Here is a 23,899-nt window from a genome sequence, read left to right as displayed (position 1 = left end):
TCGTCACAATGACATGAGTAATAAAAATCGTCTTACAACAACACGAGTATTGACGTTTCAGGTTTGACCATTCACCATTGCCCATTCACCTACTTCACCAGCCCATTCTCCAGCGCCATTACACCGGTTTCTGCGAGTTTGAGATTGTAAGCAGTAGTGTATAATCTCACCAATGCAGTTACATAATCATTCTCTGCCTGGCGGGCTTCCAGTGTGGTGGCAATTCCTACGCGAAAACGTTCTCTCTGAATAAACAGATTCTCCTCTGCGTATTTAATGTTTTCAGACTCTAGTTTATAAGCGCCAACAGCCAGCACATAGGTATTCCAGGCCGTACGGTATTGGCGTCCAAAATCTGTTTCCTGTTTCTCATAATTCAGTTCATCTCTGAAAGCCTGTAAAGACGCTACTTTCGATTGACGACGCAAATTACCTCCCTGAAAGATTGGCACATTCAGGTTCAACGATCCATTCGGACCATAAGCACGCGTAAAGAGCGCAAAACCTGTCTGACTGGTACTCCGGCTGTAGTTATAGCCGCCATTGGCAACCAGTGAAGGCAACATATAAGTCTTCTGAATTTTAGCATTGAGGTTGGAGATGTCTACATACTTCCGCGCTGCAGCCAGGCCAAAATTTACATCTTTCAGCAAGTCTTTATCTTTCGGCTCCATTCTCATATCAGAAATCAACGTATCATCTACGATCCAGTTAGTATACGCATCTACACCGATCAATACATTGAGCGTACCAAAAGAAGCATTGATATTGGCCACCTGATACATGGAATCAGATTGACGGGCATTGTAATCTACCCGCGCCTGCAACCAATCCGTTTTGGGTGAAGCGCCAGTTTCAAATTTCGCCTGCGATAAATTCATACGCACCATTGCCAGCGACAAAGCTGTATCAATAGCTACCCGTTGCTGATATTGATAAACCAATTGTGAATAGGCCTGTATCACTTGTGCAATCGTCGTTTGTACCTGTGCTTTCAACGCCAGATCCGCGTAATCCTCCTGTTCATTCAATTGTTTTTTAACGAGAAACATTTTTGTCCCGTCAAATAATGTCCAGCTCACATTAAGACTGCCCTGGTAAGAAGATGAACGTGCGTCTTTACGTTCCTGCGTGCCGCCGGCAGCAAGTTCGGAATAGGTATTGGTACTCCCGCCGTTCAATGCACCCGATCCGGAAACATTCGGCAACATACCCGCATTACCTGCCGTATTGTTAGCAGTGGCCTGTTGTTTAGAAACAGTCACCATCCGGATATCGAAGTTGTACTCCAATGCACGTGCAATCGCATCCTGCAACGTAAGCCGCTCTTGCGCCCGTACAGCCATTCCGGAAATCAGCGCTAATATGATCAGAAATATTTTCCTCATTCTTTTTTAGTCATTCAGTTTTTCAATCGCAGAAGGCACCACCGTTTTTCTGCGTGATAAGAAGGTGTACATTACCGGTACAATCACCAATGAAAGCACCAGCGAAAACATGACGCCGCCAACAATTACGATACCGAGCGGAATACGGCTGGTAGAAGCCGCACCCAACGAAAGCGCCAACGGCAAGGCACCAAATACCATCGCCAGACTGGTCATCAGAATCGGGCGAAGGCGCATGGAAGCCGCGTAAATGGCTGCTTCTGTTTTCGGCGCTCCTTTCTCCCTGATATGATTGGCGTATTCAACGATCAGGATACCATTTTTGGTTACCAGACCGATCAACATGATCATACCGATTTCAGAAAAGATATTGAGCGTTTGCCCAAATAAAGACAAGGACAGCAGGGCACCGGCAATTGCCAAAGGAACCGTGAGCATGATAATCAGCGGATCAATGAAACTTTCGAACTGTGCCGCGAGAATCAGATAAATCAATACCAACGCCAGCAAGAATGCAAATGAAGTATTGGAAGAACTTTCCACATAGTCTTGTGAAGAACCGGCCAATGATGTCGTAAAGCTGTCATCAATCACACCTTTCTGCTGTAGCTTGGCATAAATCGCCTGCATAGCTTTGATACCATCGCCGATGGTATGCCCCGGAGAAAGGTTGGCCGATACTGTCGCCGATTTGTAACGGTTGTAGTGATAGATCTGTGAAGGACTGGTTGTCTCTTTAATCTGCACAATATTATCTATCGAAATAGCCTGACCACTTCTGGTATGCACATAATATTGTTTCAAGTCAAGCGGCGCATCGCGGTAGGCACGTAACACCTGGCCGATTACCTGATACTGTTTACCATTGATGGTGAAATAACCAAGCCGGCCGTTACTCAGCGCAAATTGAAGCGTCTGCGAAACATCCTGAACGGAAATGCCCAATTGAGAAGCTTTCGCGCGATCTACCGTAATGGTCAGCTCGGGTTTATTAAATTTTAAATCTACATCCACACCCTGGAACACCGGATTCTGGTTGGCTTCATCAAGAAATTGCGGTAGCGCCACAGTGAGTTTATCAAAATCGATATTCTGCAGCACAAATGCAATCGGGAAAGCACTACCGCCGCGTTGTACCGCGATGGTCTGTTCCTGAATGGCAAATGCACGTCCAAAGTTTAGTTTCTGAAAATTACGGTTTACTACCTGCACGATGTCATTCTGTGTGCGGCTGCGCATATTTGGTTCTACCAACCTTACGTTACCACGACCCGTGTTCACCGCACCTGTGCCGCCATTGCCCGGCGCGGTGATGGAGAGTATAATCTGTTTTTCCGGAACACTATCGAGCAGCATGTTTACAACCTTATCCATGTATTTATCCATGGCATCGTATGATGTACCTTCCGGCGCTGTTACCTGAAAGCTAAAACGACTGCGGTCTTCCAGCGGCGCCAATTCGCTTTTAATATTGGCACCGATAAGGTAGATAATCGCAAAACAAGCTCCCATAGCTGCAAGTGCCATCCATTTCCGGCGCATGATCCACACCAGAATCTTTTTATAGCCGCGCTCCATTCCTGTAAAAAATGGCTCCGTTTTTACATAAAACTTAGATGGTTTATGCACATCGCGCGTCATGAGTACGTTGAGCACCGGCGTCAATGTGAGGGATACAAATGCGGAGATCAATACAGCGCCGGCAACTACAATACCAAATTCTCGGAACAACCGACCGGTAAAACCTTGCAGGAACACAATCGGCAGGAATACAACCGCAAGCGTAATGGAAGTAGAGATAACGGCGAAATAGATCTCCTCGCTACCTTCCCGTGCAGCCCGGTGTTTATCCATGCCCTGCTCTATCTTCTTAAAGATATTTTCCGTGACGACGATACCATCATCCACCACCAAACCCGTTGCCAATACGATGGCTAGCAGGGTGAGGATATTGATGGTAAAGCCCATAATGTACATGATGAAAAATGCACCGATCAAACTCACAGGAATGTCGATCAATGGCCGGAAGGCAATGAGCCAGTCGCGGAAGAAGAGATAAATAATGATGATCACAAGCGAGAACGCCACAATCAAAGTCTCCTCTACTTCATCGATTGATTTTTTGATGAATGCTGTATTATCCAGTGCAATATCTACTTTGAAATCCTTCGGAATATCTTTTTTCAGCTGATCATAACGCTTGTAAAATTCATCGGCAATGGCCACATAGTTTGACCCTGGCTGCGGAATTACCGCCAAAGCGATCATCGGAACGCCACTCTCCTTCAGCGCCGTTTCTTCATTTTCCGGACCTAAAACGGCTTCGCCAATATCTCTCAGGTGAATATCCGTGCTATCCACGTTCTTTACAATCAGGCTGTTGAAATCCTGCTCGGTTAGCAAACGTCCATATGTGCGCACAGAAAGCTCCGTATGATAGCCGGAAATTTTACCGGAAGGCAATTCTACGTTTTGATTATTGAGTGCATTCTGAACATCCTGAAACGTAATACCATAACCGGACATTCGCACAGGATCAAGCCAGAGACGCATAGAGAAACGCCGTTGTCCCCAGATCTGGATACTACTCACCCCGGGAATAGTCTGCAACTTTTCTACCAGCACGTTTTCTCCATAGTCGGACAATTCCATCACATTTTTGGTGGTACTCTGCACCGTCATGGAAAGAATAGCCTGTGCATTGGCATCCGCTTTACTTACTACCGGCGGCGCATCCACATCCTGCGGCAAACTTCTTACCGCCTGGGATACTTTATCGCGCACATCATTCGCAGCGGCTTCAAGATCAGTACCAAGGTTAAATTCTACCGTGATATTACTGGAGCCCTGTGTACTCGTAGACGAGATTGTTTTGATACCTGCGATACCATTAATGGATTTCTCCAGCGGCTCGGTAATCTGAGACTCAATAATATCGGGGTTGGCGCCCGCATACGAAGTGCGCACGTTAATGATCGGCGGATCAATAGACGGATAATCGCGAATGCCCAGAAAGTGGAAACCAATAGCACCAAAAATGATGATAATGATATTTAACACTATTGCCAGTACGGGCCTGCGAAGTGACAGTGAAGGTAAACTCATGCAGTCTTGTTTGCTAAAAAAGCTTTTCAAATATACGCAGATAAAGTAGCTGCGCGACCGCCATAACTAGAACTGACGCGGAATTTCACCGATTATTCATATAGCGTAGCGGTCGTGAAATGTAGTAAGACGCAAAAAAACGGGCAAGGTTAAAAGCGAAAAAATGCTCATACCTGCAACCCGGGCATGATTTTCTTGTTATAAATACAGGCATTGGCAGTTTCAATTTTGCGTGTTACGTCGTTGCCGATTAACTTTGAGCTTCTAAAAATTTAAAAAACTAACTACTATGGCACACTCTCTTCCTGCATTACCATATGCATTTGATGCGCTGGAGCCGCATATTGACGCGCAAACCATGCAAATCCACCATGACAAGCACCACCAGGCTTATGTTGATAACCTGAACAAGGCGATCGCTGGTACGGATGCTGAAAATCTTTCTCTGGAAGATCTCATGGCTAATATTTCTAAATACCCTGCTGCTGTACGCAATAACGGTGGCGGTCATTATAACCACTCTCTGTTTTGGGAAGTACTGGGCCCTAACGGCGGTGCACCAACAGGCGAACTGGCAGATGCAATCAACGCTGCTTTCGGTTCACTGGATGGTCTGAAAGAAAAAATGAATGCTGCAGGTGCGACCCGTTTCGGTAGCGGCTGGGCCTGGCTGATCGTAAAAGACGGCAAACTGGAAGTAACTTCTACACCTAACCAGGACAATCCACTGATGGATATCGCTGAAGTAAAAGGTACGCCTATCTTCGGTATCGATGTTTGGGAACACGCTTACTACCTGAAATATCAGAACAAACGTCCTGATTATCTGGGCGCAATCTGGAACGTAGTAAACTGGAATGAAGTTGCTAAACGTTTTAGCGCTGCTAAATAGTTTAAAAGCATAAAGCTGAACGCCAAAAGCTGAACGCTGAAAAACATAAAAAGCGATCCCCACTATATTTGTGGCGGATCGCTTTTTTATATCCTATACTGGCCTGGCGCGAGAGTTAGCGCAGCNNCGCTAACTCTCGCGCCAGAAAAAAATGTAACTTTCCCCCATGGCGATTACAACACCTATTTTTTTTCACAAGGGAACAATGACGAAGGGCGCGGAAATCTGGCTGGAGGAAGATACAGCAAGACATATCGTGCAGGTTTTGCGGATGGAAAACGGCGAGCAACTGAGATTAACCAATGGTGAAGGAATTCTTGCAACTGCAACCGTCGCGAACGCGCAAAAGAAAAAGTGTAGCGTAATACTTAATGAGGTTAAAAAATTTCAACCTGCAACAACTCAGTTCCATCTGGCCGTTGCATTTACAAAAAATACAAGCCGCAACGAATGGTTGCTGGAAAAAGCGACCGAACTTGGTGTAACCGCTATCATTCCATTAATGGCGACCCGCAGCGAACGTGAACGTTTCCGCCATGACCGCTGGCTGAATATTCTTATCTCGGCGATGTTACAATCACAACAGTATTATTTACCGGAATTATCAGAGCCGGCTGAACTTCCCGCCATCCTGAAACGCTTTAATGCAGTAGAACAAAAATTCATTGCCCATTGCATCAGCGAAGAAGAACGCACTTCTATCGCCGAAAGAATGAAGCCTCATAAAGAAACTTTAATATTTATTGGTCCGGAAGGGGATTTTACGCCAGAAGAAGTAGCTTTATGTATCACGCAAGGTTGCCAGCCAATTGTGATGGGTGCAAACAGATTACGCACGGAAACGGCAGCTATGGCGGCATGTGCTTATTTTAACATGATCCAGTAATGAAACTGTTTAAACTCATCCTATTCTTTTGTCTGCTGCACATCGGTGCGATGGCTCAACCTATGAAACTGGGCCTGCTCGTGTATAATGGCGGCGGCGACTGGTATGCTAATCCTACTTCACTCAAAAACCTGGCTGCATTCTGCAATCAGCAACTACACACCAATCTGCAGGCGCAGGAAGGACAGGTAGAAGTCGGCAGTCCTGATATTTTCAACTATCCGTTTTTGCATATGACCGGCCACGGCCGCTGGGATCTTTCAGAAGCTGAGGCACAAAATCTGCGCAAGTATTTAGAAGCTGGCGGATTTCTGCATATCGATGACAACTATGGTTTGGATCCTTATGTTCGTCCGGCATTGAAAAAAGTATTTCCGGAACTGACTTTGGTGGAACTTCCGTTCACTCATCCTATTTATCATCAGAAATATAATTTCCCGAACGGCTTACCTAAAATTCACGAGCACGACAACAAACCTCCGAAAGGCTTTGGATTAATTTACAAAGGACGCCTGGTGTGTTTCTATACCTGGGAATGTGATCTTGGCGATGGCTGGGAAGACTTTGACGTACACCGCGATCCTCCGGAAAAACATCTGGCTGCGCTGCAAATGGGCGCCAATATTATCCAGTATGTTTTCAGCAACAGTTATCAGTAAACGAAAATCCGTACGTGACCAATTTTACCGCCGGCAATAAGTTTCAAAAATATTTGGGAGATCTGTTATGGAACTTCTTCTTTACCATAACCGCCATTTTCCTGAATGGATACCGGTATGGAATGGGTGATCTGGAAGAGCATTTACCGCAGGTCTTTAAGAAGCTGAACCCCAAATTGTATCCGTACGATTATTTCACCGTACCAGCCACTACACGCTTCACGATCCGGGAGATTTACGTAAACACGATCAGTTTCTTTTCGCATTTGTTTCCAGTCGCGACGGTATGTTTCGCATTTTACCTGATTTGCACGTTCTGCATTGTTGCTTACACGCGAAAGATCACAGCATTCTTTTTCAAAGACCCATACTCCGCTTACATCTCTCCGGTTCTCCTATTGATCTTCCTGCACAGCTGGACAGTTGGCGGTAACGAAATCTTAGATTACGAGCTTACCTGTTCTGTATTTTCTTCTGCGTTTTGTGTTGCGGCTTTTTATTATTTTCTCAGGGAGAAATATTTTACCGCCGGTGTGCTTATAGGCTTTGCCACTCTTTATCAGCTACTGCAGGGATTACAGTTTTACGGTATTATCGTCTTGCTGATCGCCTTGCTGCCAACCAGTAAAAAATGGCAAAGCGTCGGAAAAATATCAACAGGATACCTGCTTGCCGGAGCGTATATGCTCATCCCAATATTCTACAGGCAATTTTTTATGCCGCATGCAAATGCAGATATGCCACGGTTTTACCAAATTCTCACCGGCATTTATTCAGGCCATTATAAAGCAAGCGCTTTTCCACTTAAAAACTACCTGCAAAGCATCAGCCTTATCGTTGTGACACTTGGGTTGCTGGCTGTAACCAGGAATGAAAAGTTCCGGCTGTTTGCCACGTTATTTGGCATTATCGTTGGTGGCTGCGTTGTTTATTATTGTACCACCGAATTGTTCCACTGGAATACCATTTATAAACTACAATGGTTTAAAACTACCATCTGGATATCGTTTTTTGCTTCGGTTATCATTGCCGGTTATGCAGGAAAACTCTTATCCGGCTTCCTAAAAATAAATCCGTACCAGCCTGTCGTATTGATTTTACTTTTTGGCGTCGTCATCTGGCAATCGCTATTTGTTTACAGTGTACCGGGCATCATCAGAAAATCATGGGCGGGAAAATACATGGTCGGACCTTATTATCCGAAATCAGACCTGACGCGCATGCATGAATGGATCAACCAAAACACACCTGCAGACGCCATTATATTATCAATGCCATTTGATGTGGCCATTCTCTGCGAAACCAAACGATCCACGCCAACGGGCAGCAGAGCCATTATTCACGAGCCTGATTTTATCCTGAACTGGTATGATCGTTTCGCAAAAATCTATGCTATTGACACCTGCAGCGAAAACACTCCGTATCTGCAAAGACTGATTCAGGCAGCGCCAAACTACCGGCAGGAAACGAACAAAGAGCTCGCGCCAAAATGCCAATATGATTACCGCATCGCCAACATAGGCACACCGGGGTGCGCAGGCGACACGTTAAATATTGTGCATACAGAAGGAAATTACGCGTTAATAAAAAACAATCTTCACTAGGCTAAAACCAAAGTCTGGCCTGCACTTTATTCAAATAATCTATCGTTGTACTACTTACGCGTCTTCTTTTTTCTTTGAATGGAATCTGCATCACTTTTCCAATACCTCCGAAAAATCCTTTGATATCCCATTTGGTATTATTAAGATATTGGAGGCTCCACATAAAAGCAGTGGAAACAAAGTACAGGAACGGCAAATAACGCCAGGCCACTTTGCTTTTATTCACCCACTGCATCTGCAATTTCTGTGCATTCGGCTGTCTTCCTAACGGCGATTCTTTATGTTCAATCGTTACCTCATCATCATACCCGATTGTAAAACCCGCGTCCAGTATACGATAGCTAAGATCATATTCCTCCATACCATAAAAGAAATCTGTAGGATAAACACCCGTTATATCCAGTACATCGCGGCGCAAGAGGTGCGCACAGCCGATATAGTATGAGGTTAAAAACTGCTTTTTATCCTTGTATTGATCGTACTTTTTATGTGGGAAGGCTGTGATCTGTACTTCTTTTGTATCGTAATAAATCACACGCAGATCAAAAACGGCGGTATTGGTATCTGCGAAAAATGGCTTCTCAGGATAGCGGGCAATCCGCTGCAGATCGTCTGGTTTCAGGAATAAAACATCATCATCAATCACCAACAACCATTTGCCCCTGGCCATTGTCATCAGCTTATTGCGACCACGCGCCACACCCAGATTTTCATCGGACTGAATAAAATTGATCTTGAGGTCTGGCCGCTGTGCAATGTAATCAGTGACTGAATCATAGGAAACCGTAGATGCATTATCCAGCACTAAAACTTCATCCAGCACCGCCGATGCGTTGGTTTGGTTACCCAGACTTTGCAGTAATTCCAACAGATCAGCAGGACGATTATAAGTAATAATTAAAATAGATATGCCATTTCCCATGATCGCTAAAGATATTACTTTCTCACGGCCCGCAAAGGTTTACCCCTCTGTCGTGTCAACCTATTAACTTATTAACCTATTAACTCATTAACCCATTAACTTTGCCACATTAACGTTTTAATATGCGCATTTTAATGGTCTGCCTCGGCAATATCTGCCGTTCTCCGATTGCGGAAGGCGTGATGCAAGAAAAAATCAATCAACACCATCTTGACTGGACAGTGGATTCTGCCGGTACGGAGTCTTTTCATGTGGGTGAAGCACCCCATCGCTTTTCTCAGAAAGTTTGTGCGAATCATGGTATTGATATTTCCCATCAACGCGCAAGACGTTTTATCAAGGCGGACTTCAAGAATTACGACAAGATCTATGCGATGGCTAAAGACGTGTATTATGAAATTGAAAACATCGGCAGCTTCAATGGAGATATGAGCAAAGTAGTTTTGTTTCTCAACGAACTGAAACCAGACAGCAACGAGTCGGTTCCTGATCCGTATTATGGTGGTGAAGCTGGTTTTGAGCCAGTATATGAGCTGATCGACCAGACTTGCGATGCGATTGTGCAGCGCTATGCTGTTCCTGATACAATTGACAGTTGACAATTGACAGTTGACAGTTGCTAAAATCTATTTTTTGTTTTTTGAATTTTATTTTTGACTTTATGTCTAAACCATCAATACCTCAAGGCACGCGCGACTTTTCTCCCGAAGTAGTTCGCAAGCGTCAATATATATTAGGCACATTACGTTCCATTTTTGAACTCTACGGTTTCCAACCGCTGGAAACGCCGTCTATGGAGAATCTCACCACCCTGATGGGCAAATATGGCGAGGAAGGCGACCGTCTGATCTTTAAAATTTTGAACAACGGCATGCACGCTCAAAAAGATGCCGATAAAGAAAAAATGAACCAGGAATGGAGTAAGATCATGGAACGCTCCTACTCTAGCCCGGTTGTTACAGAACGTGCACTCCGCTACGATCTCACGATTCCGTTTGCACGTTATGTTGTGATGAATCAGAATGAAATTGCGTTTCCGTTCCGCCGTTACCAGATGCAACCGGTATGGCGTGCCGATCGTCCGCAAAAAGGCCGCTACAGAGAGTTTTGGCAGTGTGACTGTGATGTGGTGGGCAGCAATTCATTGGTGAATGAAGCGGAATTACTTTGTATTTACCGCGCGGCATTCGAACAACTGAAAGTGCCACAGATTACCATCAAGATCAACAGCCGCAAACTGCTGGCAGGTCTTGCAGAAATTGCCGGCGTTCCGGATCAGATGATGGAAATGACCATCGCGCTCGACAAGCTCGACAAAATTGGCTGGGACGGTGTTGTAAAAGAATTATCTGAACGTGGCATTTCGGCTGAAGGTGCTGAGAAAATCAAAACAGTCATTGACCTCACCGGCAGCAACGATGAAAAAATCATTGCGCTCGAAACAATGATGCAAAGCAGTGCTATCGGCATGGCTGGCATTGCAGAGCTGAAAAATATTACCAAATACCACGAGCAGCTGGCCGACAAAAACTGGTCTTCTACCGTGATGGTGGATATCAGCCTGGCCCGTGGTCTCAATTATTACACGGGCTTTATCGTAGAAGTAATGTGCGGCGCGGTGAAAATGGGCAGTATCGGCGGCGGCGGCCGTTATGATGATCTTACGGGCCTGTTTGGTCTGAAAGGCTTATCCGGCGTGGGTATTTCCTTCGGCATCGATCGTATTTACGATGTAATAGAAGAACTGAATCTCTTCCCGGACCAACTGGTAACTGGCTCAAAAGTATTGCTGCTCAACTTCGGCGGTGATAATGAAACCTATGCATTGTCTGTGTTACAACAGCTACGTCAGGCGGGAATTGCTGCTGAGATTTATCCGGATGCGGCGAAGTTCGACAAGCAAATGAAATATGCTAATAAACGTGGGTTGCCTTTCGTGATTTTACCAGGCGATACCGAACGTGAAAGCAATAAACTGAGCTTAAAAAACTTTGTAACAGGCGAACAGATAATGGTGTCTTTAGAAGAATGTATTAACCTCATTCAAAATAGTTAGTATGGCAAGCACTGAAGCTCCGGGCTGTTCCTGGCCAGGCGACGACCCGCTCATGATCCAGTATCATAACGAAGAATGGGGCACACCGCTGCATGATGATCAGAAGCTGTTTGAGTTTCTGGTTCTCGACGCCTTTCAGGCGGGGCTCAGTTGGAAAACCATATTGCATAAACGAAAGAATTTTGAAAAAGCCTTCGCCGGATTCGATCCGGTGAAGGTTTCTAAATTCACAGAGAAGAAAATAGAAACCTTGCTGCAAGATGCGGGCATTATCCGCAATCAACTGAAGATTCGGGCTACCGTAACAAATGCACAGCGTTTCCTTGAAGTGCAGAAAGAATTTGGCACGTTTGATAAATACATCTGGCAGTTTACCAATCACAAAACGATCGATACAAAGCGCAAAAGCATCAGTGAAATTGTGGCTACCAGTCCGGAATCTGATGCGATGAGCAAGGATCTGCAGAAGCGTGGCTTTAAGTTTGTGGGTTCTACAATCTGCTATGCATTTATGCAGGCCGCAGGCATCGTCAATGACCATATCATGAGCTGCCCGCGACATAAGGAAGTGAAAAAAATGTCTGATCGCTGATTTTCTGATGTCTGATTTTACTCAAACAGCAACAACGGGACCTTTCGATATACTGCGCCAGTCGCGTACCACCTCGTCCGGAACGCATCCCGATAACCAAAATTACCATAGAGAAAGGAGTCCTACACGGGTCTCCTTTCTCTATTTTACCAGGTATGAACATTTCCTGAACTGCCCTCAATACTATCCGGAACTACCCTTACCCCTGTATCAGACCGGGTTCTATACTCAATTTAACCGGCTTCTATACCGTTACTAACCGGAGCATCCATGATTCCGGACCGGGTATAACCCGCAGTTTAACCACCCCATACACCGTTTCAAACCATATTACACACTGTAAAGAACCATATCCGACCCCGTCCGCAACCGCCCTTATACATCAATTTAACCACCCTCCACCCTGTCAAATTGAGTATTGTACCCGGTTCGGAACCTAATCAATCCCATTGTTTATTTTCTTGCCACAGGCATTCCTACTCCGGTCTGGCCTGAGTTGCGTCGCTCCGTTCATCTGCGGTACTACTATTGAGCATACCATCCGTAAAAAATCAGCTCGGCGAAACCACAGCGTGAGGGATAGCAATGGAAAGCCCACAGCGGAACGAAGTGGAGCGAGGACTTGAAATGGATAGCCCGACCCGCAGGGGCACGCCAAATAAAAAAAGTCCCAACGTTACCGTTGGGACTTCAATATTATCAAATCGAGGATTAGTGTTTAAACATCTTCGGACAATGTGCCTGAATATACTGACCTACGTTACCGAATGCACGGAAGTAGATAGATACAGAAACGCCACCGAACCAATACCAGTCATTGGCTTTGCTATCGCCGCGCTGATATTTGTAATCCGGATAGTAGTGACCATCCCAGTTTTTAGTTTCATCACCACGGAAAGACATCTGAGCTGCCTGCGCACCTTTGAAAGCTGCAAGCGTATCCAGGTTTACGTAAGATTTACTTACGTCATCCAGATAATCCGTAGTTGTATAGCGGAAACCTAATTCAGTAGTAATTACAAGTGTTTTACCCACCAGGAATTTCATACCACCGCCAATCGGGAATGAAACACCGATCGGACCATATTCTTTACGATCAGGATATTGTGGCAATCCTTGTCCTTCTGTACTCAGCGGACGCAGATATACTTTTTCACCAGTTGGCGCACTCGCATAAGGATTGTAGTAGAATACACCGATACCCGCAAAGATATACGGAGTCACTTTCATACGATCGATGTCAATCGGCAGGAAGTTTAATTCCAGACCACCATGTACTTCAAAAATGCTGGAAGCAAAACTCAGGTTACGGTCTCTTTTTACCTGTGAACCCGAAAGGCTGTCGGCAGCGGTAATCTGCGCATAACTCGCTCCGAAACGGAGACCGAGATGCGGGTTAAAGAAGTATTTATAGATAATACCGCCCATTGGCTTATATCCATAATCAGCAAAAACTTTGTCTTGCAAGTCTCCATAATAATTCGACACACCAGCCATAATACCTATCTCATGATGTGATTGCGCTTGTGAGCACATAGGTAGCAGCAATGCCAAGGAGAGTAAAAAACGTTTCATCTGGATATTTTATAAATTAATAAAACCGAGCACTTTATAAGGCATTCGGCGCCTTTTTATAAGTAACGGTTTTAAAAGTTTTTGTTAAAAACTGATGATGATAGTCGAAAGATAAAAAACATTTTTACAAAAACAAAAGCCTCAGGCAAATAAAAAAGGTTACCGTTTCCGGCAACCTTTTTTATTTGCGATTGGACATTTGAGATTTGCGATTGCCTGTTTTATGAAACCGTTTTTCACTGGCGATTTCTTTTATAACTCAAGCTGACAAATCATGTTTTTTTAACGCATGATATACATTTTACCGTAACCGTGTTTAAAATATTTGTCGGCGCCGGTATTCCAGTGATCCATATCTGAACCGTTGAGTGTAGTCACCACACGGTACAAGTACACACCATTACCCAGCACCTGACCGTATTGATCGCGACCATCCCATTTATAGTCAGTAATGTTTCGTCCTATGTGCAATGGACCGAGTTCCCCTTTTGTAATTTCTCTTACCACTTTACCGGTAACAGTCAGGATCTGAATTTTGAACTGTGAAGGCAGCTGAGAACCCGTTACCGTAAATACAAACGCCGTCGAAGTTGAGAACGGATTCGGATAGTTCAGCACATTTGTGATGCTCGGTGTATTGAACACATTAAAGGCGATAGAATAATCGGTCGTCGTCCCTTCTACATTATTGCCTGATTTATCACGGCCGGTTACAAACAATTCGTACGTACTATCCTGTGTCAAAGCAGGACGATATTCGATAGTCGCTTCATTTTTACCCGTCGATACGTTCGCAGGAATGAACTTACACACAGATCCGTCAAATGGGACTTTTCTCTTCGTGTTTGGCAGATCCTGCGGATAACGCATATAAACGTCCAGCAGACTGGTATCATCAAGTGCCAGATATTTATTCTCATCTTTCAGCAAAATTTTAATGAGTGGTTTCGCAGAAACGATGTCTTCGTTCAGAATGTGTACGCCGTCAAAAGTCACATCCACCAAAGGATTCACTTTATCGGCAATCAGTTTGAACGGAATATAACCGAGATTGTTCGGGTGATATTGTTCGGGCTGGTCGTTATCAGGGTTAGCTTCAATATAGAAGAGATTGAGACCAGGATACGCCGCCGGATCGAAGCTGAAGTCAGCATTCAGCGTATCGCTGCCAGGCAATTTTCTGTATCGTTTTGAACCCACTACATGTGAAGCGTTGTTTGCATCGATGACTTTATAGCGCACCAACATGCTATCCATCGCTATAGAAGTTAAGTTTTCAATAGCTACCGAGAAATTCAGCAATTGCCCGGTATGCAGCGTATCTGTAAATGTATAGTGCTTCGCAGGATTCAGAGCTGCTTCTGGTGCAGGCGAATATAATACTCGCCAGTAATTCAGCTGCGGACTGCTCCGCAAAATGGTATCCCGCCCATACCATTCCAAACGGATTTTCGGATACGCCTTCGCATCAATCCAGCTCAGTGAAGTATCTCTGGAGATCCCGGTGTAAAGGCTTGTTTCATTACTATTATTGTCAATACCTACCACATGAACATACGAGCTGTCATACTGAGCGCCGGTATCAAGAGCGCTTGTTCTCCATTTCAGATTCTGCCATTGTAGTGCGGGACCGATAACGGTACTTAACAGTTCTCCATTTCCGGAGCGAACCGGAATCTTAAACAGCTGATGAATCAACCCAGTTGTCTGACTATTATCGTTTGTAGGACCAACCTGCTGGAACAAAGGAAAATCGGTACGATGCTTGCGGGAAAAGAAAACAAACACCCTAGTGCTACTCATAGAATCGACCAGATTAAAACCAAGATTATAAATGGAATGATACAAAGAATTGCCACTACCATAAATCAAAGTATCTGCCTTCCATTGATCTACATAACTTGGCTGATAGTATTGGCCGGGAAGAAGGACATAGTTACGAATCATCACATAATTCCCTGACGGGATACTATCAATAAATCGTCTTGCAGCATCACGACTAGCTGCTGTATTCAGTGAATATTCAAAACAATTATAGTCTACCGTATTACTAAAACATGGGGCTAAGGAGCCTGTTGCTGTTGGATTTGCATTAACCCAAGGTTTTCCTGTTGCAGAGTCAAACACCATTACCTGGATTGTACCATTAAGGTTGCAACCCGCATATTGGGCGGTAACATCATCAACTTTCACCTGTACATTCGCTGATGCGTCAGCACCTGAAATAGCGATTTTATTCCAGACCTCAATAGACTGGTAGGTAACTCCAAAACGAAATTTGCGATCGCTATCTAACGACAATGTACTATAGCCATCTTTTTGATATTGGTAATAATGAGATTGGTTCCAACCCGGAGTGCCCTGTGCCAGATAAATAAACGAACTGGCCGACCAGTTGTAATTGCCATTTATTGCACTGTCATAAGTAGTGCGCCAATAGTAAACCGTGCTATCGCGATAACTCATAGTTGGCGTCCAAGAAATGACTCCACTGGGGCTGGTCACAGCAGTTTGTTGCAACAACGGGCTATTAAAAAGCATTGTCGTGTCAATCTGCAAACGATATTTTCCGACAGGACGGAACGGATTTAGTGTGGAAGCTTTCAGCGTAATATTCTGCTGGTTCACAATTGAAAACTCATAAGGATAAACCGGAATCAGGTTATCACTGTAAATGAATAATTCCAGTGTCGCTGTATTGTTTGTTTCACTTACCTCGTCATATTTATTCGGTGCATCGATTGTTACACGATATTTGTTCAGCCCCAGATCTGCCGTATGATTGATCGGCACGCTCACCAAAATGGTATCTGAATTATAGAGATTCACCAACGGATAATTACCAATCGTTACTACTGTTCCCGCTGGATTTATGTGTTCTACTTTCAATATTACGGTATCAGAGATCGCCTTTGCCAGATTATAATTGACAATTTTCAGTTTAAAAGAGTCTCCACTGGTGGTAACAGGTGTAGGGACGGTGGATATACCATCCACACTCACGTGATAGTCAGGTTTGTCCGAAGAATAGACATGCAATGCCGGATCGCCCTGCAATAACAGGCTTTCCAGGTGGGTCATGAAATATCCTTGTCTTGCCGTAATGCCAGGTCCAGTAATACTATCATAAGTATGCGCATAGGTCATCATGCTATCGTAAGAGTACCTGTATTGTTCACCAATTGTTTTACCATATGCCAGTTTAGAGATATAACCGCACATAGCCGGGTAGTAGTAAGTATGAAAGTCTGGGAAATTGATATTGTTCGCGGCTATCATACCTGTGGATCCACCAGTAGTTGCGTCCAGATAACGTTCGCTAATTGTCTTTTGCGAGAGCAACGAAAATATAGTCGCCACATCACAACCTAAACCGATAAAAAATGGAAATCTTGGCGAGCTATGGTATTGTTCCGGATTATTTAAGTTAAAATCGAAACCTGCAGATGAAGCGTGCCCATTGAAACTAATCAGAGACAATCCGGCATTGATCATTGAATCAATAGTGGCACTACCAATATTGTCAACGGGGTTCGTTGTGTTCTTTGCAATCAAAGTAGTGTTTGCCCCCATAGAGGTATCGTTAAGTATTACAGCACCTGAATTAAGTGTTGGAATGAGATACGACTGCTGCAAGCTGGCATCGCTGGAACCTGCAATATGCAACACTGTTTTTTTCCACAGTTCTGTTAAATAAGTAGGCAGCGCGGGAGATTTCAATGCAGCTTCAAAAGATTTGATTTTATCGAGATAAATACCAATCTCATCGCCGTTCCAGGCGGAGAAGCGCCCTACGCTTATATTCATAGAGCGATTGCCGTTAAGCGTTACAAAATCCAGATCTGCTCCCGGTTCACCATAGGTTGGTACAATTGGATAAGGATAGGACGAAGGATTAGCTAAGTAACCTGGATAATTGGAATAAGACATACCACGACCGATCAGGAAAAGAAATTCAGGCTTGCGCGTCCACTTGTCATAAGCATATTTCATGAAATGCTTTATAGAGGACGAATGGTTATCGATCCCCCAGCTAAACTGATCATAGAGTTCACTTACGTCTGCCACTACAACCTGATAGCTACCGCCATTTGCACTGCTACGGTAGGTCTTATAATCATTCACAAAATTATTCCCGCTAGAAGACTGCATCAATTGTGAATGAGAAACAATAACATAATTCCCCTGATTAGCAGTTTGTGAATAGTCCGTAAAATGAATGTTATTCTTTACAGAAGAAAGCGATGTTATGTTAGTACTTGTAGGGGCATATAAAACCATTTCCCGATCGAGACCTGTTGGATCCAATAAAAATCTCGCCTTACCAGGAACGCTGGTAACATCCCCTGTATACCACTTTTGATTGGTTACATCATATAGACGCGGTGCACCGCCCGAATAAGTGGTAAACTCCACATAGTTACTTGTCGCGGTTACCGCTGCTGGTAAATTAAACTCAAAATAATCCACACCACTTACATCAAAACTGCGTGGGTAAATAAGTTCTATAAACGAAACACCCCATTGGTCATATCCGGTACCTGCATTATAAGGTGCATACTGTACTGGATTTGTTGCAACAAGACTTGACGCCGGCACCGAGAGACTAAATCTTTTAGTATCTACAGGACCATAAGCAGAATCCGCAATAAGATTACCGCTGAGATTGATTTTTAAATAGTGATTATTATAGTAGGAAAACGCGGCTACACCGGTAGAGATTGTTGCTGCCTGGCCGTTTGGCACCAGGTTGGGTGCCAGGAGTGTATAAACGGGCGCATAGCTTGGCGGAAAAAACTGCTGTACGAAACCTTCACCTCGGTCGAAATGGGAAGATGGAAATGAATAACCTGACGCATAGCTATAACCGGGTGTAAATACGTTTTTAAAGCTGTAACTATACGTAAACATACAATACGGCACCGGTACAGGCGTGCCGGAAATCGGATTATTGATACCCACATAATGACTATGAGGATTCGTTGAATTATCATATGTCAGATAATAACTTGCAGTATCGGAAAACAAGCTCATCCGGTCATTTGGCTGGATATTGGGATCTCCGTATAGCTCGGTATCTTGTTTACCATCATTCATCTTGCCGTAAAACTCTATATAGTCATTTGTGCTGAAAGTATTGTCAGTAGTGACATATATCGGAATTTGCTGCCCTCTTGAATACAGCACAAACTGACTTCCGGGAGTGCCTACCGGTACACCCGCAGCATCCAATGCCGCTTTATAGATCCGGAAAATGCCATTTTTTCCCACTCTGAATTTATAATAAGTCTTGCTGTAATCTATCCACTCATTCCCGTACTGTTGTGCATATGCCTGAGATATACCCAGCAGTCCGGCAATGAAAAAAAGCATTTTATAAAGGCGTCTCATACTCAGATTTGTATTGATAGCTAGTTTTGAAAGATTGTGTGTTTACTTCGAAGATGGCGCAGAAATGTCATCAGGTGTTGATCCCTTTTTCTTTTTGGCCACAGGATTTACGTTTATTCTCAGTGAGACGATGTGTGTGTATAATGGATTGGATTGTGTTTGCAGACTGGTGAATGCATAATCGACAACGATCGCTTTCAGCTTAATTCCTACGCCCACCGTTGGCTGAAACAAAGTGTATTTTGATTGATTGGTAGTATCCCGGTCATCAAGAACGCGCTGAATATTACCTATACCAGCTCTAAGATAGATGGTATGTTTATAACTAGCCTCCACACCCATATGCGGATCGATGCTAAAACCACTGGTACTTATCAAAGTATTACGTTTACCATCCGTTGTAAGATCAGCATCCAGCTCTGCCATTACCTGGAATTTTTTTCCTGGTTTTAAAAGGTCTCTGGCCACACCAAAATTGAATCTTGGCAACATCACTTCATAAGATTTCACTGGAATTTCATTGCCGGTCGCACCAAACACTTGTTTATCGTGCTCACTAAGATTAAAACTCCAGGACGTGTAAGTAGTGGTGATATCTTTCGCCATCAATCCAAAATACCATTGCTTGTAAGTAGTCTGTATACCGACATCTACGCCTACACCCCAGGCATTAGCCAGCGAACTCAGGTTACGATATATAATCTTTGCATTGGCACCGATATTGGTATGAATGTTCGGATTCTTTTTAAAGATATTGAGCCCTTGCGCATAGGAAAGCAAAAATGCATAGTCGCCCGCCGACATTGACTTGATTTTACTTTCATCGATAGACCCATCGGGTTGTACAAGGTCTATTGTGTTCGCAATATCATCAGTAGCAAAGCGGAGTACCGAAAAACCCACTACTCTTTTTTTGCCTTTCAGCGGCTTCACAATGGAACCAAAATCATATTTCGAGATTCCTGAAAAATATTCTGCGTGCATCAGACCAACCTGCAAATCGTCTTCCACCTGCATTAACCCCGCAGGATTCCAATATCCCGACATTACATCATTGCTGGTAGCCGATTGCGCGCCCGCCATGGCGAGTCCCCGTGCGCCAACGCCAATATTCAAATATTCATTTACATATATTCTGGTCTGAGACAGAGCTTTTTGCCCCGCGAACAGAACGGGAATTAAAAATAAGGCTAACCTTTTCTTCATGAATAGGAGAAATTTAACAGAATGTACACAAATTTAACGTAAATATCCACAGCTTATTGCCATTCACTGTTTTTCAAATTAATATAACTGTACTTTTTCAATTTGATAACAACATACCCTGTATTTCAAAAAGGATGCCATATAAATTTAGCATTCTATATAACTGAGCGTTCGATGGCAAAAATCAACGCAATACTATTATTTTTGTCTGCATTCCCAGAATTTGATCAAGATGAATCTGATAGCAGAACTACAGGCAAGAGGTTTGGTGCAGGATATTATGCCTGGTACTGAAGAACAACTGAATAAAGAAATGACAGCAGGGTATATCGGTTTTGACCCTACAGCTGATAGTCTTCACGTGGGCAGTTTGTTGCCTATTACACTTTTAATGCGTTTGCAGCGTGCCGGCCACAAACCTTATGCATTGGTTGGCGGCGCTACCGGCATGATCGGTGACCCTTCAGGCAAATCAGCGGAACGCAACCTGCTGGATATGGACACGCTGGCTAAAAATTGTGAAGGAATCCGCAAACAATTGGAAAAATTCCTTGAGTTTGAGGAGCGCAAGCCAAACGCGGCTGTTATGATCAATAACTACGATTGGTTTAAGGATTTTTCGTTCCTCGATTTTATCCGTGATGTAGGAAAGTACATTACGGTGAATTATATGATGTCGAAAGACTCTGTGCAAAAGCGCCTGGAAACGGGTTTGTCTTTTACGGAGTTTTCATACCAACTGATTCAGGGCTACGATTTCTACTACCTGTACAACAATAAAAATATTAAACTGCAGATGGGCGGCGCCGATCAGTGGGGCAATATGACTACGGGTACTGAGCTCATCCGCAAAAAAGGCGGCGGCGAGGCTTTTGCCATGACCTGTAAGCTGATTACAAAAGCAGACGGCAGCAAATTCGGCAAATCGGAAGGTGGTAATATCTGGCTCGATCCGAACCGTACTTCTCCGTACCAATTCTACCAATTCTGGATGAATCTGAAAGACGAAGATGCAGAACGTATGGCTATGGTATTTTCATTTAAACCTGTAGCAGAACTGCAGGCATTGATTGAAGAACACCGTACAGCACCACATTTGAGATTGGTACAAAAAGCAATTGCTGACGAAATGACTATTCTGGTACATAGCGAACAGGATCTGCATTTCGCAAAGGAAGCTTCAGCCGCACTTTTCCAGCATGACACTGTTGATTTTCTGCGTTCGTTAAGCGAAAAACAATTTATGGAAGTCATGGATGCGTTACCTCAGGTTACTGCAACCAAAGATGCATTAACCGAAGGTGTCGATATTGTTTCTTTCCTGGCGGAAAGCGGCGTATTCCCTTCAAAAGGCGAAGCGCGTAAAATGGTGCAAGGCGGCGGCGTAAGCATCAACAAACAAAAGGTGTCCGGAATTGATTTCGTATTAAAAACAGAACATTTGCTGAACGATCGTTATTTGCTGGTTCAAAAAGGCAAAAAATATACGCTCGCTATTTTCAACTAAGCCTGCGTTAGAAGTTGTTTTTTTGTTGTGTGGATTTTCACTCACGTCGTCAATCGTAAATCAAAAATTTTCAATCTTCAATAAGTTGTCCCGTTTTTACAGAACTATATTAATTACACTGGCTTTGGTGGGCGCAACATTGCCCACCTTTTTTTGCAATAGTCCAAAGAACGATAAATCCGGCGGCGAAGCTGAAGGATCACCGTGGCGCAATGTGTACGATACGACCGTACATTATGTGGGCATGCAAACTTGTCGCACCTGCCACGAAGATGTATATCGCACATTTAGCCAGACAGGTATGGGCCAGTCGTTCGACTATGCTACGCGACAAAAATCAGCTGCTGATTTTTCTCCGGCGCATGCGCTGGTCTATGATAAGGATCTTGATTTTTATTACAAACCTTACTGGAACAATGATTCGCTGTACATCATGGAATTTCGCCTTGCAGGCAAAGACACGGTACACAAGCGCATTCAGAAGATCGATTATATTGTAGGCTCGGGCCAGCACACCAACTCACACATTTTTAATGTAAACGGTTATTTATATCAGGCACCAATTACATTCTATACCCAAAAGAAAAAATGGGATCTGGCACCGGGTTTTGAAAATGGCGCCAGCAGCCGTTTTGGGCGAATGATTGAGATTGAATGCATGAGCTGTCACAATGGCTATCCACAATTTGAAGCAAACAGCCAGAACAAATTTGTGAGTCTGAAAACGGGTATCGACTGTGAGCGTTGCCATGGTCCGGGTTCATTGCATGTGCAGGAAAAACAAGCGGGCAATATTGTTGATACTTCCAAAGGACCGGATTATACAATTGTGAATCCGCGCCGTTTGCCAACTGATCTGCAAAACAATGTTTGTCAGCGTTGCCATTTACAGGGTATCTCAGTACTGAATGACGGCAAATCATTTTTCGATTTTCATCCCGGCATGAAACTCAGTGAAGTGATGAACGTGTTTATGCCCGAATATGAAGGGGCACGCGATAAAATGATTATGGCTTCACATGTGGAGCGCATGAAGAAAAGCCAGTGCTATGTGGTTTCGGGAAAAATGAGTTGTATTACTTGTCACAATCCGCACGTGTCAGTGAAATTTACACCGCGCAGTCAATATCTTAATGCGTGCCAAAGCTGCCATGGTGCTGTTGCGAAACAAGTGCAGTGTAGTGAAAAACCAGAAATCCGCGCAACGAAAAATAATGACTGCGTGACCTGTCATATGCCGCACAATAGCAGCATTGATATTCCGCACGTAGCTGTTACCGATCACTACATCCGTAAACGTCCGCAGAACGATACCCTGGAACCAAAAATCACCGCTTTCCTTGGATTGAAATGTTTCAACAACGACAATGTCGATGCTATTACGATAGCGCGCGCTTACATGGAGTTTTATGAACGTTACAATCAGAACAAAGGGCTGCTCGACTCTGCCATTTTTTACCTGAACAAGCAGGCCGACGTAGAAGCAAATCAAAAACAAAACCGTGATTTCATTCGTGCTTATTTTCTGCTGAACGATTATAATAAAGTAGCGGGATACGCTGCTGCAATACAGCCTGCAGATATGAAAGATGCCTGGACGGCCTACCGGATTGGTGAGTCCTACATGCAACTGCAACAAGCGCCACAAGCTTTGCCATGGTATAAACAAGCTACTACCATCTGGCCTTATTCACTGGATTTCCAAAGTAAATACGGCATAGCACTTTTATCGATGAACCGATATGAAGAAGCGCAAAAAGTGTACAGCTTTATCATCAGTGAAAATCCAAATTATGCAGTGGCCAATACCAACCTTGGATTTTTATACATGCAGGAAGGCAACAACACGATGGCTTATGAATTTTTAAGCCGTTCGCAAATGCTGGATCCCGATAACGAACAAATGCTGATCAACCTGGCTGTTTATTATCATAGTCAGATGCAAAATAATAAAGCGCAAAAATGCCTGGAGCACCTGTTGCAAAAACATCCGCAGAATGAGCGCGCAAAAGCAATGCTGGCAGATCTGGCGCGGTAAAATTATGAGGTATAATTTTTAAGTAATAAGTTGCGTATATGAATTGTGGGGGAATTTTAAAAACTTACAACTTACTAC

The 23,899-nt window shown here is 43.9% G+C and carries 15 protein-coding genes; 9 read left to right on the top strand and 6 right to left on the bottom strand.

Annotation, left to right across the window (positions count from 1 at the left end; translation table 11 throughout):
- Positions 1-89: 89 nt before the first annotated feature.
- Both DN068_RS13480 and DN068_RS13475 read right to left on the bottom strand, forming a co-directional pair.
- The gene (locus DN068_RS13480) at positions 90-1,388 is read right to left on the bottom strand and encodes a TolC family protein (RefSeq protein WP_110999453.1); all 1,299 of its coding nucleotides are present in this window, start codon (positions 1,386-1,388) and stop codon (positions 90-92) included.
- A gap of 6 nt (positions 1,389-1,394) precedes the next feature.
- A complete protein-coding gene (locus tag DN068_RS13475) occupies positions 1,395-4,493 on the bottom strand; it encodes an efflux RND transporter permease subunit (protein WP_110999452.1) in 3,099 nt (1,032 codons plus the stop codon).
- 289 nt (positions 4,494-4,782) lie between these two features.
- On the opposite strand from DN068_RS13475, the gene DN068_RS13470 reads away from it, so the two are divergent.
- The 4 genes from DN068_RS13470 (at position 4,783) to DN068_RS13455 (ending at position 8,534) form a co-directional block, all read left to right on the top strand.
- A complete protein-coding gene (locus DN068_RS13470) occupies positions 4,783-5,385 on the top strand; it encodes a superoxide dismutase (RefSeq protein WP_110999451.1) in 603 nt (200 codons plus the stop codon).
- A 166-nt stretch (positions 5,386-5,551) separates the two neighbouring features.
- Complete coding sequence (locus tag DN068_RS13465; protein WP_110999450.1) at positions 5,552-6,271, top strand: RsmE family RNA methyltransferase; 720 nt, start codon at positions 5,552-5,554, stop codon at positions 6,269-6,271.
- Positions 6,271-6,930 (top strand): DUF4159 domain-containing protein, encoded by a 660-nt coding sequence (locus DN068_RS13460; protein WP_110999449.1) that lies wholly within the window; start codon positions 6,271-6,273, stop codon positions 6,928-6,930. Before DN068_RS13465 ends, DN068_RS13460 begins: the two co-directional genes overlap by 1 nt.
- A gap of 14 nt (positions 6,931-6,944) precedes the next feature.
- Entirely contained in the window at positions 6,945-8,534 is a 1,590-nt protein-coding gene (locus DN068_RS13455) for a DUF6798 domain-containing protein (RefSeq protein ID WP_110999448.1), read from the top strand.
- A gap of 1 nt (position 8,535) precedes the next feature.
- Here DN068_RS13455 and DN068_RS13450 read toward each other — a convergent pair whose 3' ends face one another.
- Positions 8,536-9,456, bottom strand: coding sequence for a glycosyltransferase family 2 protein (locus tag DN068_RS13450; RefSeq protein WP_110999447.1), 921 nt, complete (start codon positions 9,454-9,456; stop codon positions 8,536-8,538).
- 122 nt (positions 9,457-9,578) lie between these two features.
- On the opposite strand from DN068_RS13450, the gene DN068_RS13445 reads away from it, so the two are divergent.
- From DN068_RS13445 to DN068_RS13435, 3 genes are all read left to right on the top strand, one after another.
- The gene (locus tag DN068_RS13445) at positions 9,579-10,055 is read left to right on the top strand and encodes a low molecular weight protein-tyrosine-phosphatase (protein WP_243630243.1); all 477 of its coding nucleotides are present in this window, start codon (positions 9,579-9,581) and stop codon (positions 10,053-10,055) included.
- Between the two features lie 62 nt (positions 10,056-10,117).
- A complete protein-coding gene (hisS, locus tag DN068_RS13440; protein WP_110999446.1) occupies positions 10,118-11,512 on the top strand; it encodes a histidine--tRNA ligase in 1,395 nt (464 codons plus the stop codon).
- A 1-nt stretch (position 11,513) separates the two neighbouring features.
- Positions 11,514-12,104, top strand: a complete 591-nt coding sequence (locus DN068_RS13435; RefSeq protein WP_110999445.1) for a DNA-3-methyladenine glycosylase I — start codon at positions 11,514-11,516, stop codon at positions 12,102-12,104.
- Positions 12,105-12,815: 711 nt separating this feature from the next.
- On the opposite strand, the gene porG is transcribed toward DN068_RS13435, so the two are convergent.
- From porG to DN068_RS13420, 3 genes are all read right to left on the bottom strand, one after another.
- Entirely contained in the window at positions 12,816-13,679 is an 864-nt protein-coding gene (gene porG, locus DN068_RS13430; protein WP_110999444.1) for a type IX secretion system protein PorG, read from the bottom strand.
- Between the two features lie 282 nt (positions 13,680-13,961).
- Complete coding sequence (gene porU2 / locus DN068_RS13425) at positions 13,962-19,070, bottom strand: putative type IX secretion system sortase PorU2 (RefSeq protein WP_110999443.1); 5,109 nt, start codon at positions 19,068-19,070, stop codon at positions 13,962-13,964.
- A 42-nt stretch (positions 19,071-19,112) separates the two neighbouring features.
- Complete coding sequence (locus DN068_RS13420) at positions 19,113-20,276, bottom strand: putative type IX sorting system protein PorV2 (protein ID WP_123985346.1); 1,164 nt, start codon at positions 20,274-20,276, stop codon at positions 19,113-19,115.
- Between the two features lie 232 nt (positions 20,277-20,508).
- On the opposite strand from DN068_RS13420, the gene tyrS reads away from it, so the two are divergent.
- Both tyrS and DN068_RS13410 read left to right on the top strand, forming a co-directional pair.
- A complete protein-coding gene (gene tyrS / locus DN068_RS13415; RefSeq protein WP_110999442.1) occupies positions 20,509-21,783 on the top strand; it encodes a tyrosine--tRNA ligase in 1,275 nt (424 codons plus the stop codon).
- An 85-nt stretch (positions 21,784-21,868) separates the two neighbouring features.
- On the top strand, positions 21,869-23,821 hold the full coding sequence (locus DN068_RS13410) for a tetratricopeptide repeat protein (RefSeq protein WP_110999441.1): 1,953 nt from the start codon (positions 21,869-21,871) through the stop codon (positions 23,819-23,821).
- The last annotated feature ends 78 nt before the right edge of the window (positions 23,822-23,899 follow it).

The sequence above is a fragment of the Taibaiella soli genome (assembly GCF_003236175.1).
GTDB lineage: Bacteria > Bacteroidota > Bacteroidia > Chitinophagales > Chitinophagaceae > QKTW01.
The sequence above is the reverse complement of the archived record's forward strand: the minus strand, read 5'-3'. Positions and strand labels throughout refer to the sequence as shown.